This is a genomic window from Nonomuraea sp. KM88, from assembly GCF_052245635.1.
Classification (GTDB): domain Bacteria; phylum Actinomycetota; class Actinomycetes; order Streptosporangiales; family Streptosporangiaceae; genus Nonomuraea.
Genome location: NZ_JBQQCC010000003.1, coordinates 510,408 through 525,917, shown reverse-complemented (window position 1 = coordinate 525,917; position 15,510 = coordinate 510,408). Strand labels below are relative to the sequence as shown.

Sequence of the window (15,510 nt, the reverse complement as noted above, 5' to 3'; positions counted from 1 at the left end):
AGCAGAGACATGTCCGACTTCACCCTGCCCATGACCAGGCAGCGTCCGTTCGACCCGCCGGACGAGGTCGCGGAGCTGCGGCAACAGGCATCGATGCACCGCATGACGTACGCCGACGGCCACGTCGGCTGGCTGGTGACCGGCTACGCGGAGGCCCGTGCGGTGCTGGCCCACCCCGGCTTCAGCAACCGGCCGGAGAAGATGCACGCCCCGATCCCGTCCAGAGTCGACCTGGTGGGCGAGCGCAGGGATCGCGGGGTGCCGCGGGGGTTCTTCCTGCGCACGGACGCGCCCGAGCACACGCGCTACCGCAAGCTCCTGACCGGGCAGTTCACCGTGCGCAGGATGAAGGCTCTCGAGCCGCGGATCACCGAGATCACCGACGCCTGCCTGGACGACATGGCGGCCGCCGACGGCACCGCGGACCTCGTCCAGGCGTTCGCGCTGCCGATCCCGTCGCTGGTGATCTGCGAGCTGCTCGGGGTGCCGTACGAGGACCGTGCGCAGTTCCAGGAGGACTCCAAGATCCTGGTCAACCTGGAGACCAAGGCCGACGACGTGCTGGCGGCGCTCGGGCGGGTCTCGGCCTACCTGTACGGGCTGATCCAGCGCAAGCGCAAGGAACCGGCCGACGACCTGCTGAGCGGGCTCATCGAGGGCGGGGAGCTCGACGACGAGGAGCTCACCGGGGTGGCGTTCCTGCTGCTGGTGGCCGGGCACGAGACGACCGCCAACATGCTGGGCCTCGGGACGTACGCGCTGCTCACCAACCCCGACCAGCTCGCCGCCATGCGCGACGACCCGTCGGTGGTGGACAACGGCGTCGAGGAACTGCTGCGCTACCTCACCATCATCCACCTCGGCCCGTTCAGGCTCGCGACGGAGGACGTCGAGATCTCGGGCAACCTCATCAAGGAGGGGGAGATGGTCGGCGTCCACCTGCCCGTCGTCAACCGGGACCCCTCCCGCTTCCCCGGCGGCGAGCACCTCGACGTCACCCGCCCCGCCGGCGGTCACATGACCTTCGGCCACGGCATCCACCAGTGCCTCGGCCAGCAGCTCGCCCGGGCCGAGATGCGCATCGCCTACCCTGCGCTGCTGCGGCGCTTCCCTGGCCTACGCTTGGCGGTAACGCCCGAGGAGGTGCCGATGCGCTCGGACATGACCATCTATGGAGTGCACCGCCTCCCTGTCACTTGGTAGGTCATCATGGAGATCAAGGCAGACACCACGGTGTGCATCGGTGCCGGCATGTGCGCGCTGACGGCGCCGGAGGTGTTCGACCAGAGCGAGGACGAAGGCACGGTGGTGTTGTTGCGCCAGACGCCGCCGGACGGGCAGGAGGAGGCCGTGCGGCGCGCCGTGACCCTCTGTCCCTCGGGGGCGATCTCCGCCTCCTGAGCGTCTCCTGGCCGTCCTGGGCGCCGCTTCGGCGCCCTCCGGACCCGAGCCGCCGCCGCGTGCCCATCCGCGGTGGCGGCTGCTTTCGTCGTACGGGTTGCCCGCGTGGCCAGCCGGCCGTTTCGTTCATGGTCATCGAACCTGTGTTCGTGGATGTGGTTGACACCGAACCTCATCGAAATTATGTTCGAAGCAGTGACGGTGAGGCTCGCGGCTCGGCGTCACCTGGGCCTGGTCGCGGGCGGCTCGCTTCCCCAAGCGATCCCCGCGGCCAGGTCCACGGGCGAAGGGCGCGTCCTCGTCGTCGGCGGAGACGAGCGGGCGTGTCCTGGCCGGACGGGGAGAGGGGAAGCTCCTCGTCCGGCCGGCCCGGCGGAAATGTCGGTGGCGTCTGCGAGTGTTGACTCCACCGGCGCAACGCCGGCCGCCCGCCCACGACTCCAGAGGAGGCGCGCAAGATGGCACCACGGCCTAGAGAAACGCCCGGGCCCCGGCTGTCGGCTGCGGTTCGGGCACACCTGATCGATTCACGTTCCTGCCTGGCGGAGGCGACCGGCGCTCGCACCCCGGCATCCCGATATGTGGCCGCCCACCTCGCCGCCCTCAGGGCGGCGGCGGCGATCCTGGCCGCCCGCCCGCGGCCCATGGAGGGCCGCAGGCGCCGCCTGCGCAGCGCGTGGGAGCTGCTGCCCGAGGCGGAGCCGCACCTGTCCGAGTGGGCCGCCTACTTCGCGGCGAGTGCCGCCAAGCGGGCCGCCGCCGAGGCGGGCATGGTCCGCGGGATCGGCGCGGCCGACGCCGACGAGATCCTGGCCGAGGCGGAGACCTTCGTCTGCGCCATCGAAGACCTGCTCGGCGTTCCCAGCCAGCCCCAGCTTCCCGCGGACGTCCCCCTGGCGGGCTGACGCTCCCTCACGCGCGAGCCCTTCCTGGCGGGCTTCCCGGGGGTTCGGTCACGTGCCCCTCCGGCCGGTCTCGACCGGCCCTGGCTTCCGAGGACCTCGGTCACGTGCCCTTCCGAGAGGGTTCGACCGGATGCCGTGCGGGCCGCTCCACATGGTGACCGGTGGCGAAGGCGAGGCCCGTGGAAAGGACGAAGGGCTCGCCGGCGCACGGCGAGCCCCGCTGCCTCGGGCGGGTGACCTCGAAACGAGCAATCCCTGAGGAGCCGACCTCAGAACGACTCGACGGCCCGGCGGGCCTCGGCGTCGAGGACGCCCCAGCTGATGAGCTCCTCGGTCAGCTCGCTGGGCGACTTGTCGTAGATCACGGCCAGGGAGCGCAGATCCTCCTGGCGGATCGACAGCACCTTGCCGTTGTAGTCGCCACGCTGACTCTGGATCGTCGCGGCGTAACGGGCCAGCGCGCCCGCCTTCTCCTTCGGCAGGGTCGCCAGGCGCTCCAGGTCGATCACAAGCTTGGGTGTCGGCCCGAGCGGGCTGGGGGCGGCGCCGCCCGGCAGCAGCTCGGAGACGGGCACCCCGTAGAAGTCGGCAAGTTCGGCAAGTTTCTGCACGGTCACGGCCCGGTCGCCGCGCTCATATGAGCCCACGACTACGGCTTTCCACCTGCCACGCGACTTCTCTTCGACTCCATGCAGGGACAGGCCCTGCTGGGTGCGGATGGCGCGGAGTCGTGCACCCAGCGACTTTGCGTACTCAGACGGCATCGTGTGGCCCCCCGGCTCTCGTATGTATCGCTCTTAGTAGATTGTGCTCCCTTGCGGCGTATGCCCCGGCCACCGGGGGGTCTGGTGCCATGCTCGGCACCATCGGTAGCCACGGCCTGGGTTTACCCCGGTAACGCCGCGCAGTGCGGTTACGCACAGTGACGGTAAAGGGGTGGACGCCCCAGGTCAAGCTGATTGGAAAAAAGATGCCGAATCCGGTCCGTTAGGAATCGCCACAAACGCCTCTGATGTCCCACTAATACCAGTACTTCGTCATAGTTTGACGAGGGAGCGTGCCCACTCACGTCTGGCGGGTGAGCACCATGACCGGGCATGTCGCGGCCTTGACGATCTTTATGGACGTGTCGCCCAGGAAGACCCGTCTGAGTGGCCCGGTGGCGCTCGAAGCGCATATGATCATCTCGCCGGCGAGCCACGAGGTCGTGCCGAGCGCTTGGGGGACACTCCGGCCCTCCAGCACCTCGGCCTCCACGGACAACCTCCGCCGGTGCCCCCGCGCAGCCGTGCGCAGGTCGGCCGCGGCCTGGTCACGCAGGCGTACGAGCATCTCCTCCGCGACCCGCGCCCGCCTGCCGCTGCTGACCACGAGCGTGACCAGCCTCAGGGACACGCCGAGCGTCGCGGCCGCCCTGGCCGCGTCCTTGACCGCCGCGTCACCGCCGGGGCCGCGCCGGTAGGCGACGGTGAGGCGGTCGAAGGCGGCCGGCGGCCGTTCGCCGTAGCCGCGGGGAGCGAGCAGGACGGGGACGGAGGAAGAGTGCAGCAGCTGGTCGGCCGTGCTGCCCAGGGCGATGCGGCCCCTGCCGCCGCGCGGGGCCGAGCCGATCACCACGACGTCCGCGCCGCGTTTGCGGGCCAGCTCCACCAGGCCGCGCCCGCTGCCCCGATGGGTGTGCTTGACATACTCGGCGTCCTCGCCGGCCAGCTCGCGGGCCTGCGCGAGCGTCGTGGCCGCCTGCTCGGCGAGGTAGGCGCGCCAGGCGCTCTCCTCGGCCCTGGCGGGTCCCGGCGGCGTCCAGACGGGCGGCTGCACACTCGCCACCGTCAGGCGCCCGCGCGCCTGCTCCTTGAGCAGGACGGCCAGCGCCAGCCCGTCCCTGCCCCGCGGCCCCGGCGCATATCCGGCGAGCACGTTCCCCAGCTTCATCGGCTCCTCCTTCGCCGGAGACCCCGGACCTCAGCCCTGGGGAGCCGGCCAGTCGGGTGTCCGGCTCGAAGACCTGTCGGGGAAGCCAATCAGCCCACCTCGACATTCAGCCGCGAATGGCTGTAGCCGTAGAGGAAGTAGCAGGTCAGGCCCACCAGCATCCACAACGCGAACGCCAGCCAGGTGACCCCGGCGAGCCCCGCCATGACGACGAGGCAGAAGACCGCGCCGAGGATCGGCGTGACGGGGAAGAACGGCACGCGGAAGCTGCGCGGCAGCTCGGGGCTGCGGTAGCGGAGCACGAGCACGCCGACGTTCACGATGGCGAAGGCGAACAGCGTGCCGATGCTGGTCGCCTCCGCGAGCTGGCCCAGCGGCACGAGCCCCGCCAGCACCGAGATGAACAGGGCGACGATGAGGGTGTTGGCGACGGGCACCTGGTGGCGCGGGTTGACCTTCTGGAAGACACGGGGGATGAGCCCGTCGCGGGACATCGCGAACAGGATGCGGGTCTGGCCGTACATGACGGTGAGCACGACGCTCGCGATGGCGATGACCGCGCCGAAGGAGACGATCAGGCCGGGCCAGGTGGCGCCCATGGCCAGGTCGGCGATGTAGGCCAGGCTGGCCTCGGTGCTTTCGGGGTCGAACTCGGTCCACGGCATCGCGCCGACGGCGGCCAGGGCCACGAGCACGTAGACGATCGTGACGATGGCGAGGGAGAGGACGATGGCCAGGGGCAGGTCGCGCCTGGGGTTCTTGGCCTCCTCGCCGGCGGTCGAGGCGGCGTCGAAGCCGATGTAGGAGAAGAAGACCTGGGAGGCGGCGGCGGTGATGCCGGCCACCCCCATGGGCGCGAGGGGCGAGAGGTTGCCCGCGTCGAACGCGGTGAACGCCACCGCGCAGAAGAACAGCAGCACCGCGATCTTGATCAGCACGAAGACCGCGTTGGCCGTGGCGCTCTCGGACGCTCCGTAGAGCAGCAGCCAGGTGGCCAGCAGCACGATGAGGATCGCGGTGACGTTGACCACGCCGCCGTCCTGGCCGGGGGAGCGGGTGATCGCGTCGGGCAGGGTGAAGCCGAACAACGACCGCAGGAACGAGTTCAGATATTCGCCCCAGCCCACGGAGACCGCCGCCACGGACACGGCGTACTCCAGCATGAGGCACCAGCCACAGATCCAGGCCACCAGCTCGCCCAGCGTCGCGTACGCGTAGGAGTAGGACGATCCGGACACCGGGATCGTCCCGGCCAGCTCGGCGTACGACAGGGCGGAGAGCAGCGCGGTGAAGGCGGCCAGCACGAACGCCAGCACCACCGCGGGCCCCGCCTTGGGGACCGCCTGCCCGAGGATCACGAAGATGCCGGTGCCCAGCGTGGCGCCCACGCTGAACAGCGTGAGCTGCCACAGCGACATCGTGCGCCGCAGCTCACCGCCCTCGCCCCGTCCACCCTCGGCCACGATGCGCTCGGCCGGTTTCGTACGCAAGAGCCGCTGGGCCAGTGCCATCAGACACCCCCTACAACGTGCTCGTCAGCGGCCACCTGCCGTTGGGTGTGACGATCGTGCCCGCTGAGCCGTCGAGTATGCGCTCGGCCTGGTCAAGCTTCCCGATGGCGGCCATGTCACCGGTGTTCTCGACGAAGCGGCACACGGCGTCCACCTTCGGGCCCATCGACCCCGGGGGGAACTCCATGGTCCGCAGCTCGTGCGGCGTGGTGTGGGCGATCTCCGTCTCCTCGGACGTGCCGAAGCCGCGCATCACGCGGGGCACGTCGGTGAGGATCAGGAACGCGTCGCACTCGAGCGACTCGGCCAGCATCGCGGCGGTGAGATCCTTGTCCACGACCGCCTCGACGCCGATCAACCGGCCCGACTCGTCGCGGACGACGGGGATGCCGCCGCCGCCCGCGCAGATGACGACCACGCCCTCCCGGATCATCTTGCGGATCAGCCGGGTCTCGACGATGCGCCGGGGCGTGGGGGAGGGGACGACCCGCCGCCAGTGAAGGCCGTCCTGAGCGACGGTCCAGCCGTACTCGGCGGCCAGCTTCTCGGCCTCCTCCTGGTCGTAGACCTGCCCGACGAACTTGGCCGGCTGCTCGAAGGCGGGGTCGACGGCCGTCACCAGCGTCTGCGTGACCATGGCGAGGACCTGCCGGCCCGGCAGCGCGTTCTGCAGGGTCTGCTGCATCCAGTAGCCGAGCATGCCCTGCGTCTGCGCGACCAGCGTGTCGAACGGGTAGGGCCGGGTCAGGTCGGGATCGGCCGCGCTCTCCAGCGCCAGCATGCCGATCTGCGGGCCGTTCCCGTGGGTGATGACCAGCTCGTGCTCGCCGGCCAGCCGGGCGAGCGTCTTGACGGCCGTGCGCACGTTGGCCAGCTGGACGTCGGCGTCCGCCTTCTGGCCGCGTTTGAGCACGGCGTTGCCGCCGAGAGCGACGATGACCCGCATCAGGCCTCCTGGACCGCGTCCCGCTCGAGCGGGCAGCTCATGCAGCGAGGGCCGCCCCGGCCCCTGCCGAGCTCGCTGCCCCTGATGGTGATCACTTCGATGCCGTTGTCGCGCAGGAAGTTGTTCGTCGTGGTGTTGCGCTCGTAGGCGACCACCACGCCGGGCTCCAGCGCCAGCCCGTTGCAGCCGTCGTCCCACTGCTCCCGCTCCGCGGCGTACACGTCCTGGGTGGGGGTGAGGACCTTGATGTCGTCCAGGTCCAGCGCGCGGGCGATGGCCTTGTGCATGTCCTCCGGCGGGTGGTCGGTGACCTTGAGCTCCTTGTGCGTCTCACCGGGCTCGATCGTGTACGAGCGCAGCATCCCGAGGCCCGCGTACTTGGTGAACACCCCCACGTCCAGCATCGTCATCACGGTGTCGAGATGCATGACCGCCCGCGCCTTCGGCATGTCGAGCGCCACGATCTTCCGCGCCGAGCCGGCTCTGAACAGCCGCTGCGCCAGCATCTCGACCGCCTGCGCCCGGGTGCGCTCGCTGATCCCGATCAGCACCGCGCCGTTGCCGATCACCAGCACGTCGCCGCCTTCGAGGGTGGCGGGCGCCACCGCCTGGCCGGGCATCCAGCAGTGGTAGCCGCCCTGGCCCGGCCGGTCGAAGCCGCCGGCGAACGTGGGGTGGAACATGTAGACGGCCTCCATGTTGACCGTCTCGCGCATGCGGGCCTTCTTGCGCATGGCGTTGATCGACACGCCGTCGTAGATCCAGCAGGACGTGTCGCGGGTGAAGAGGTGGTTGGGCAGCGGCGGCAGGATGTAGTCGTCGCCGGCCGTGGTGTGGAAGGTGACCGACTTGGGGGCGCAGCCCATGGCGACCAGTTCGTCCTTGGTGATGCCGCCTGTCAGGTAGAGCTGCAGCGTGGCCGCGTCCATGCCGTCGAGGGTGTTGCGGATGTCGTCGATGGCGGCCGGGCCGAGCCAGCGCTCGTCGATGACCGCGTCGAGGATGTGCTTGCGCGCCTCGGGGATGTCGACGGTCTCCCGCAGCAGGTCGGCCAGCTCGTACACCTTGATGCCACGGCCGGTCAGCACCTGCCTGAACTCCTCGTGCTCCTCCATCGCGCGCTGGACCCACAGCACGTCGTCGAAGAGGAACGCGTCCTTGGTGGTGGGGGTGAGCCTCTTGAGCGCCAGGTCGGGCTTGTGGAGGAGGACCTGGCGCAGCCGCCCGACCTCCGAATCAACATGAAAGGTCATCTTCGCTCTATCCCCCCAAAAGCCGGACATGAACGATCGCCCGGCAAGCCCTCCGTGACCTGCCCGCGCGAGAACGGCCGACACGGCGGAAGAGGGGAGTTTTACCTGGCAGCGGGCCGCGGATGAGGGTGGCGGAACCCGCCCCGGCCGGTCACCCCCTGTAGGGGAGCCGTCGCGGCGCTTCGGAAGGGCGCTCACGTTGTAGCTGGTAGCCCCTGGTACTCTGTCTCCCGACCAACACCCTTTAAGACCCGTCCCGTGAGGCGGGAAAGGTGGTGAGATTCGCCATGTCCGATTCCCGCGCCGTGCTGGAGGCCCCCGACATCCACCGGGCGCTGACCAGGATCGCGCACGAGATCCTCGAGCGGACCAAGGGCGCCGACGACGTCGTCCTCCTCGGCATCCCGACCCGTGGCGCGACGCTGGCCCGCCGGCTCGGCGACCGCGTCGAGCAGTTCGAAGGCGTGAAGATCCCCGTCGGCTCGATCGACATCACGATGTACCGCGACGATCTGCGGCTCAAGCCCGCCCGGCCGCTCGGCCACACCGAGCTCCCACCCGACGGCATCGACGGCAAGGTCGTGGTGCTCGTCGACGACGTGCTCTACTCCGGCCGCACCGTGCGGGCCGCGCTCGACGCGCTCAACGACCTCGGCCGGCCCACCGCCGTGCAGCTGGCCACGCTGGTCGACCGCGGCCACCGCGAGCTGCCCATCCGCGCCGACTACGTCGGCAAGAACCTGCCGACCGCCAAGAGCGAGAAGGTCAAGGTCTACCTGCAGGAGATCGACGGCCGGGACGCCGTCGTGCTGGTCAAGGGGGGCGGCAGGTGAAACGGCATCTGATCTCCGCCGGAGACCTCACCAAGGACGACGCGCTGCTCATCCTCGACACCGCCGAGGAGCTGGCGAGTGTCTCGGAACGTTCCATCAAGAAGCTGCCCACGCTGCGCGGGCGCACGGTGGTCAACCTCTTCTTCGAGGACTCGACCCGCACGCGCATCTCGTTCGAGGCGGCGGCCAAGCGGCTGTCCGCCGACGTGATCAACTTCTCGGCCAAGGGGTCGAGCGTGTCCAAGGGCGAGTCGCTCAAGGACACCGCGCTCACCCTGGAGGCCATGGGGGCCGACGCGGTCGTCATCCGCCACAGCGCCTCCGGCGCGCCGCACCGCCTGGCCAACTGGGTGCACGGCAGCGTCGTCAACGCCGGCGACGGCACCCACGAGCACCCGACGCAGGCGCTGCTCGACGCCTTCTCCATGCGCCGCCGCCTGGGCGCGCTCGAAGGGCGCAAGATCACGATCGTCGGCGACGTGCTGCACAGCCGGGTCGCCCGCTCCAACGTGCTGCTGCTCGGCACGCTCGGCGCCGAGGTCACGCTGGTCGCGCCGCCCACGCTGCTGCCCGTCTCCGTCGGCACCTGGCCCTGCGAGGTCTCCTACGACCTCGACGCGGTGCTGCCGAAGTCCGACGTGGTGATGATGCTGCGGGTGCAGAAGGAGCGGATGAACGCCGCCTACTTCCCGAGCGAGCGCGAATACTCGCGCCGCTACGGACTCGACCGCGACCGCTTCGCCAAGATGCCGGACGACGCGATCGTCATGCACCCCGGTCCGATGAACCGCGGCATGGAGATCGCCGCCGAGGTGGCCGACTCGGCGCGCTCGACGATCGTGGAGCAGGTCGCCAACGGCGTGACCATCCGGATGGCCGTCCTCTACCTGCTGCTCGGAGGAGAGACCACGTGAAAGAGCGCAGCGAACCAACCGACGGGCACAGCATGATGATCATCAAGAACGTCAGGATTCTCGGCGGCGAGCCGGTCTCGATCCGGATCGCCGACGGCGTGATCGCGGAGGTCGCGCCGGGCATGGACGCGCCCGAGGCGATCGACGGCGCGGGAGCGATCGCCCTCCCCGGGCTGGTCGACCTGCACACCCACCTGCGCGAGCCGGGCCGGGAGGACGCCGAGACCGTGCGGACCGGCACGCAGTCGGCGGCCCGCGGCGGCTACACCGCCGTGCACGCCATGGCCAACACCTCGCCCGTCGCCGACACCGCCGGCGTGGTCGAGCAGGTGTGGCGGCTGGGCCGCGAACACGCCCTGTGCGACGTGCACCCCGTCGGCGCGGTCACCGTCGGCCTGGAGGGCAGGCAGCTGGCCGAGCTGGGCGCGATGGCCGACTCGGCCGCCCGCGTGCGCGTCTTCTCCGACGACGGCAAGTGCGTCGACGACGCCGTTCTCATGCGCCGCGCCCTCGAATACGTCAAGGCGTTCGACGGCGTCGTCGCCCAGCACGCTCAGGAGCCCAGGCTCACCTCCGGCGCCCAGATGAACGAAGGCGTCGTCTCCGGCAGGCTCGGCCTGGCCGGCTGGCCGGCGGTCGCCGAGGAGGCGATCATCGCCCGCGACTGCCTGCTGGCCGCGCACGTGGGCTCCAGGCTGCACGTGTGCCACGTCTCCACGGCGGGCTCGGTCGAGATCATCCGCTGGGCCAAGTCCAAGGGCTGGAACGTCACCGCCGAGGTCACCCCCCACCACCTCCTGCTGACCGACGACCTGGTCGAGGAGTCGCCGGTAGGGGCCTACAACCCGATCTACAAGGTCAACCCGCCGCTGCGCACCCGCGCCGACGTGGAGGCGCTGCGCGCCGCGCTGGCCGACGGCACGATCGACATCGTGGCCACCGACCACGCGCCCCACCCGGTCGAGGACAAGGAGACCGAGTGGTCGGCGGCGGCCTTGGGCATGGTCGGCCTGGAGACGGCGCTCAGCGTCGTCCAGGAGGCCATGGTCGAGACCGGGCTGCTCGACTGGGCGGGCGTCGCGCAGCGGATGTCCGCGCTTCCCGCGCGCATCGGCCGCCTGCCCGGCCAGGGCCGTCCGCTCGAGGCGGGCGAGCCGGCCAACATCATGCTGTACGACCCGACCGCGCGCACCGAGGTGGACCCCTCCGCCTTCGCGTCCAAGAGCAGGAACACACCCTACGAAGGCATGACTTTGCCGGGCCGGGTCGTCGCCACGTTCCTGCGCGGCAGGCCGACCGTTCTCGAAGGGAAGCTGGTTTGAACGACAACCCTGCTGACGTGAATGACAACCTGCCGCGAAGCGGCGCCACGCCCTTCGGGGGGCACTTGGGGGGCGCAGCCCACCGAGGGGCGGTGCTCGTCCTGGAAGACGGGCGCGTCTTCCACGGAACCCCGTACGGCGCCGAAGGCGAGACGTTCGGCGAGATGGTCTTCAACACCGGCATGACCGGCTACCAGGAGACGCTGACGGACCCGTCCTACCACCGGCAGATCGTCGCCATGACGGCGCCCCACATCGGCAACACCGGCGTCAACGACGACGATCCCGAGTCGTCGCGCGTCTGGGTGGCCGGCTACGTCGTGCGCGAACCGTCCAGGGTGGTCTCCAGCTGGCGGGCCAACCGATCGCTCGACGCCTACCTCAAGGAACAGGGCGTCGTCGGCATCGCCATCTCCGGCACCCGCGCGCTCACCCGCCACCTGCGCGAACGCGGCGCCATGCGCGCAGGCATCTTCACCGGCCCGTCCGAGCCCGTCGAGGAGCTGGTCGAGCGGGTGCGCCGCTCGCCCGGCATGGAGGGCGCCGACCTGGCCGCCCAGGTGGCCACGGCCGAGCCCTACGTCGTGCCCGCGGCGGGGCCGAAGAAGTTCACGGTGGCGGCCGTCGACCTGGGCATCAAGGGCATGACGCCGCACCGGATGGCCGAGCGCGGCTGCGAGGTGCACGTGCTGCCCGCGACCGCCACGTACGAGCAGATCATGGCGGTGAAGCCGGACGGCGTGTTCTTCTCCAACGGCCCCGGCGACCCCGCCACCGCCGACGTGTCGGCGCTGCGGCAGGTGCTGGAGGCCAGGGTGCCCTTCTTCGGCATCTGCTTCGGCAACCAGCTCTTCGGCCGGGCCCTCGGCCTGTCGACGTACAAACTGCGCTACGGGCACCGGGGCGTCAACCAGCCGGTGCAGGACGTGCGCACCGGGAAGGTGGAGATCTCGGCGCACAACCACGGGTTCGCGGTGGAGGCGCCGCTCGACGGGCCGTTCGAGACGCCGTACGGGCCGGCCGAGGTCAGCCACGTCAACCTCAACGACCGCTGTGTGGAGGGCCTGCGCCTGCTGGAGCAGCCTGCCTTCAGCGTGCAGTACCACCCGGAGGCCGCCGCGGGGCCCCACGACGCCGCCTACCTTTTCGACGAGTTCTGTGAGGTCATGACCCGTGCCCAAGCGTGAGGACATCAGGTCGGTCCTGGTGATCGGCTCCGGGCCGATCGTGATCGGACAGGCGTGCGAGTTCGACTACTCCGGCACCCAGGCGTGCCGGGTGCTGCGGGACGAGGGCTTCCGCGTCGTCCTGGTCAACAGCAACCCCGCGACGATCATGACGGACCCGGAGTTCGCCGACGCCACGTACGTCGAGCCCATCACCCCCGAGTTCGTCGAGAAGATCATCGCCAAGGAGCGCCCCGACGCGCTGCTGCCGACGCTGGGCGGGCAGACGGCGCTCAACACGGCGGTCGCGCTGCACGAGTCGGGCGTCCTGGACACGTACGACGTCGAGCTGATCGGCGCCGATTTCGACGCGATCCAGTCGGGCGAGAACCGCGAGCGGTTCAAGGAGATCGTCGCCAAGGTCGCCCGCGAGCACGGTCTCAACGCCGAGTCCGCGAGGTCGGTCATCTGCCACACGATGGAGGAGTGCCTGGCCGCCGCGGGCGATCTCGGCTACCCGGTGGTGGTCAGGCCGTCGTTCACCATGGGCGGCGCCGGGTCCGGGTTCGCGTACACCGAGGAAGACCTGCGGCGCATCGCCGGCGCGGGGCTCGACGCGTCGCCGACCACCGAGGTGCTCCTCGAGGAGTCGATCCTCGGCTGGAAGGAGTACGAGCTCGAGGTCATGCGCGACAAGGCCGACAACGTCGTCATCGTCTGCTCCATCGAGAACATCGACCCGATGGGCGTCCACACCGGCGACAGCGTCACCGTCGCGCCCGCGCTGACCCTGACCGACCGCGAATACCAGAACATGCGCGACGTCGCCATCGCCGTCATCCGCGAGGTCGGGGTCGACACCGGCGGCTGCAACATCCAGTTCGCGGTCGACCCGCGCACCGGCCGCATGATCGTCATCGAGATGAACCCGCGCGTGTCGCGCTCGTCGGCGCTGGCGTCCAAGGCCACCGGCTTCCCGATCGCGAAGATCGCGGCCAAACTGGCCATCGGCTACACCCTCGACGAGATCCCCAACGACATCACGAAGGAGACCCCCGCCTCCTTCGAGCCGACGCTCGACTACATCGTGGTGAAGGTGCCGCGGTTCGCGTTCGAGAAGTTCAGGGGCGCCGACCAGACGCTCACCACGCACATGAAGTCGGTCGGTGAGGCCATGGCCATCGGCCGCTCCTTCCCCGAAGCGCTGCAGAAGGCGCTGCGGTCGCTGGAGAAGAAGGACTCCTCCTTCACCTGGGCCGGCGAGCTCCGGCCGAAGGACGAGCTGCTGGCCGAGTGCCGCACGCCGCACGACGGGCGGCTGCACACCATGCAGCAGGCCATCAGGGCGGGCGCCACGCCCGGAGAGCTGTTCGAGGCCACGCGCGTCGACCCGTGGTTCATCGACCAGCTCTTCCTGCTGCACGAGGAGGCCGAGACGGTCGCCGCGGCGGCCGAGCTGACGGTGGAGGTGCTCGAACGCGCCAAGCGCCACGGGTTCAGCGATGTGCAGATCGGCGACATCCGCGGCATCGACGAGGCGCGGGTGCGCGACCTGCGGCACGCTCTCGGGCTGCGGCCGGTCTACAACACCGTCGACACGTGCGCCGCCGAGTTCGCCGCGAAGACCCCCTACCTCTACTCCACCTACGACGAGGAGAGCGAGGTCCCCTCCGGCGAGCGGGAGAAGGTCATCATCCTCGGCTCCGGGCCCAACCGCATCGGGCAGGGCATCGAGTTCGACTACGCGTGCGTGCACGCCTCGTTCGAGCTGTCGCGGGCCGGGTTCGAGACCGTCATGGTCAACTGCAACCCCGAGACCGTCTCCACCGACTACGACACCTCCGACCGGCTCTACTTCGAGCCGCTCACCCTGGAGGACGTCCTGGAGGTCGTGCACGCCGAGCAGCAGACAGGACCGGTGGCGGGCGTGATCGTGCAGCTCGGCGGCCAGACGCCGCTGGGGCTCGCGCAGGCGCTGAAGGACGCGGGCGTGCCCGTGGTCGGCACCTCGCCGGAGTCCATCCACCTGGCCGAGGAGCGCGGCGCGTTCGGGCGGGTGCTGGCCGAGGCGGGGCTGCCCGCGCCCAAGCACGGCACGGCGCTGACCGTCCCGGAGGCGCTGGAGATCGCCGAGGACATCGGCTACCCGGTGCTCGTGCGCCCCTCTTACGTGCTGGGCGGGGCCGGCATGGCCATCGTCTACGACGAGGAGACGCTGGCCACCTACATGGCGGCCCAGGAGGGCGGCCATCCGGTGCTGGTGGACAAGTTCCTCGACGAGTCCATCGAGATCGACGTCGACGCCCTCTACGACGGCGAGGAGCTCTATCTCGGGGGCGTCATGGAGCACATCGAGGAGGCCGGCATCCACTCCGGCGACTCGGCGTGCGCGCTGCCGCCCATCACGCTCGGCGGCAACGACATCAAGCGCATCCGCGCCGCCACCGAGGCCATCGCCTCCGGGGTGGGGGTGCGCGGGCTGCTGAACGTCCAGTACGCCATGTCCGCCGGCGTCCTCCACGTCCTGGAGGCCAACCCGCGCGCCAGCCGCACCGTGCCGTTCGTGTCCAAGGCCACGGCGGCGCCGCTGGCCAAGGCGGCGGCCCGGGTGATGCTCGGCGCGTCGATCGCCTCGCTGCGCGAGGAGGGCATGCTGCCCGCGACCGGTGACGGCGGCACGCTGCCGCTCGACTCGTCCATCGCGGTCAAGGAGGCGGTGCTGCCGTTCAACCGCTTCCGCGGCGTCGACATCGTGCTCGGGCCCGAGATGCGCTCCACGGGCGAGGTCATGGGCATCGACGCGTTCTTCGGCGTGGCGTTCGCGAAGTCCCAGGCGGCCGCCTATGGTGAGCTGCCGACCAAAGGACGCGCGTTCGTGTCCGTGGCCAACCGCGACAAGCGTGCGATGATCTTCCCTGTGAAGGCGCTCGCGGACCTCGGGTTCGAGATCCTGGCCACCGAGGGGACCGCCGAGGTGCTGCGCCGCAACGGTGTCCATGCCAAGATCGTGCGGAAGCAGAGCGAGGGGACGGGGCCCGGAGGTGAGCCTACGAGCGTGCAGTGCATTCTCGACGGCGAGGTCGATCTGATCATCAACACGCCCTTCGGCAGCCCCGGGCAGTCAGGCCCGCGGCTCGACGGCTACGACATCCGCACCGCCGCGGTGCTGCGCGGCATCCCGTGCATCACCACGGTCGCGGGACTCGCCGCGGCGGCGGCGGGCATCCAGGCGATCGTGCGCGGCGATGTGGGCGTACGGTCTCTGCAGGAACACGCGCAGGCACTCAGGGGCTGACCCCGTACGACCCCCGGGGCGGGAGGTGAAGA

At 70.3% G+C, this 15,510-nt stretch carries 13 protein-coding genes; 8 read left to right on the top strand and 5 right to left on the bottom strand.

Going from position 1 to position 15,510, the window contains the following annotated elements:
- Window positions 1–9: 9 nt before the first annotated feature.
- The 3 genes from ACTWPV_RS11975 to ACTWPV_RS11965 all read left to right on the top strand — a co-directional run bounded on the left by ACTWPV_RS11975 (window position 10) and on the right by ACTWPV_RS11965 (window position 2,306).
- Entirely contained in the window at window positions 10–1,203 is a 1,194-nt protein-coding gene (locus ACTWPV_RS11975; protein WP_443151786.1) for a cytochrome P450, read from the top strand.
- A 6-nt stretch (window positions 1,204–1,209) separates the two neighbouring features.
- The gene (locus tag ACTWPV_RS11970) at window positions 1,210–1,401 is read left to right on the top strand and encodes a ferredoxin (RefSeq protein ID WP_347642695.1); all 192 of its coding nucleotides are present in this window, start codon (window positions 1,210–1,212) and stop codon (window positions 1,399–1,401) included.
- A 458-nt stretch (window positions 1,402–1,859) separates the two neighbouring features.
- Entirely contained in the window at window positions 1,860–2,306 is a 447-nt protein-coding gene (locus ACTWPV_RS11965; RefSeq protein WP_347642696.1) for an SAV_6107 family HEPN domain-containing protein, read from the top strand.
- A 269-nt stretch (window positions 2,307–2,575) separates the two neighbouring features.
- Here ACTWPV_RS11965 and bldD read toward each other — a convergent pair whose 3' ends face one another.
- The 5 genes from bldD to ACTWPV_RS11940 all read right to left on the bottom strand — a co-directional run bounded on the left by bldD (window position 2,576) and on the right by ACTWPV_RS11940 (window position 7,948).
- On the bottom strand, window positions 2,576–3,070 hold the full coding sequence (gene bldD, locus ACTWPV_RS11960; RefSeq protein WP_026214021.1) for a transcriptional regulator BldD: 495 nt from the start codon (window positions 3,068–3,070) through the stop codon (window positions 2,576–2,578).
- 301 nt (window positions 3,071–3,371) lie between these two features.
- Window positions 3,372–4,238, bottom strand: a complete 867-nt coding sequence (locus ACTWPV_RS11955; protein ID WP_443151785.1) for a universal stress protein — start codon at window positions 4,236–4,238, stop codon at window positions 3,372–3,374.
- A gap of 89 nt (window positions 4,239–4,327) precedes the next feature.
- Window positions 4,328–5,749: an amino acid permease gene (locus ACTWPV_RS11950; protein WP_443151784.1), complete on the bottom strand. Its 1,422-nt coding sequence runs from the start codon at window positions 5,747–5,749 to the stop codon at window positions 4,328–4,330.
- Window positions 5,750–5,759: 10 nt separating this feature from the next.
- Window positions 5,760–6,695, bottom strand: coding sequence for a carbamate kinase (gene arcC / locus ACTWPV_RS11945; protein ID WP_443151783.1), 936 nt, complete (start codon window positions 6,693–6,695; stop codon window positions 5,760–5,762).
- The gene (locus ACTWPV_RS11940) at window positions 6,695–7,948 is read right to left on the bottom strand and encodes an arginine deiminase (RefSeq protein ID WP_347642700.1); all 1,254 of its coding nucleotides are present in this window, start codon (window positions 7,946–7,948) and stop codon (window positions 6,695–6,697) included. Before ACTWPV_RS11940 ends, arcC begins: the two co-directional genes overlap by 1 nt.
- Before the next feature lie 287 nt (window positions 7,949–8,235).
- On the opposite strand from ACTWPV_RS11940, the gene pyrR reads away from it, so the two are divergent.
- The 5 genes from pyrR to carB all read left to right on the top strand — a co-directional run bounded on the left by pyrR (window position 8,236) and on the right by carB (window position 15,478).
- Entirely contained in the window at window positions 8,236–8,781 is a 546-nt protein-coding gene (pyrR, locus tag ACTWPV_RS11935) for a bifunctional pyr operon transcriptional regulator/uracil phosphoribosyltransferase PyrR (RefSeq protein ID WP_347642701.1), read from the top strand.
- A complete protein-coding gene (locus tag ACTWPV_RS11930) occupies window positions 8,778–9,695 on the top strand; it encodes an aspartate carbamoyltransferase catalytic subunit (RefSeq protein ID WP_347642702.1) in 918 nt (305 codons plus the stop codon). Before pyrR ends, ACTWPV_RS11930 begins: the two co-directional genes overlap by 4 nt.
- Before the next feature lie 32 nt (window positions 9,696–9,727).
- The gene (locus tag ACTWPV_RS11925) at window positions 9,728–11,017 is read left to right on the top strand and encodes a dihydroorotase (RefSeq protein WP_443151978.1); all 1,290 of its coding nucleotides are present in this window, start codon (window positions 9,728–9,730) and stop codon (window positions 11,015–11,017) included.
- A 92-nt stretch (window positions 11,018–11,109) separates the two neighbouring features.
- Window positions 11,110–12,204: a glutamine-hydrolyzing carbamoyl-phosphate synthase small subunit gene (carA, locus tag ACTWPV_RS11920; protein WP_443151782.1), complete on the top strand. Its 1,095-nt coding sequence runs from the start codon at window positions 11,110–11,112 to the stop codon at window positions 12,202–12,204.
- A complete protein-coding gene (gene carB, locus ACTWPV_RS11915; RefSeq protein WP_443151781.1) occupies window positions 12,191–15,478 on the top strand; it encodes a carbamoyl-phosphate synthase large subunit in 3,288 nt (1,095 codons plus the stop codon). Before carA ends, carB begins: the two co-directional genes overlap by 14 nt.
- Window positions 15,479–15,510 lie beyond the last annotated feature (32 nt).

Coding starts and splice junctions, on each gene's coding strand:
- ACTWPV_RS11925 (WP_443151978.1), top strand. CDS start 9,728: ATGATGATCATCAAGAACGTCAGGATTCTCGGCGGCGAGCCGGTCTCG.
- ACTWPV_RS11955 (WP_443151785.1), bottom strand. CDS start 4,238: ATGAAGCTGGGGAACGTGCTCGCCGGATATGCGCCGGGGCCGCGGGGC.
- pyrR (WP_347642701.1), top strand. CDS start 8,236: ATGTCCGATTCCCGCGCCGTGCTGGAGGCCCCCGACATCCACCGGGCG.
- arcC (WP_443151783.1), bottom strand. CDS start 6,695: ATGCGGGTCATCGTCGCTCTCGGCGGCAACGCCGTGCTCAAACGCGGC.
- bldD (WP_026214021.1), bottom strand. CDS start 3,070: ATGCCGTCTGAGTACGCAAAGTCGCTGGGTGCACGACTCCGCGCCATC.
- ACTWPV_RS11950 (WP_443151784.1), bottom strand. CDS start 5,749: ATGGCACTGGCCCAGCGGCTCTTGCGTACGAAACCGGCCGAGCGCATC.
- ACTWPV_RS11965 (WP_347642696.1), top strand. CDS start 1,860: ATGGCACCACGGCCTAGAGAAACGCCCGGGCCCCGGCTGTCGGCTGCG.
- ACTWPV_RS11970 (WP_347642695.1), top strand. CDS start 1,210: ATGGAGATCAAGGCAGACACCACGGTGTGCATCGGTGCCGGCATGTGC.
- ACTWPV_RS11975 (WP_443151786.1), top strand. CDS start 10: ATGTCCGACTTCACCCTGCCCATGACCAGGCAGCGTCCGTTCGACCCG.
- ACTWPV_RS11940 (WP_347642700.1), bottom strand. CDS start 7,948: ATGACCTTTCATGTTGATTCGGAGGTCGGGCGGCTGCGCCAGGTCCTC.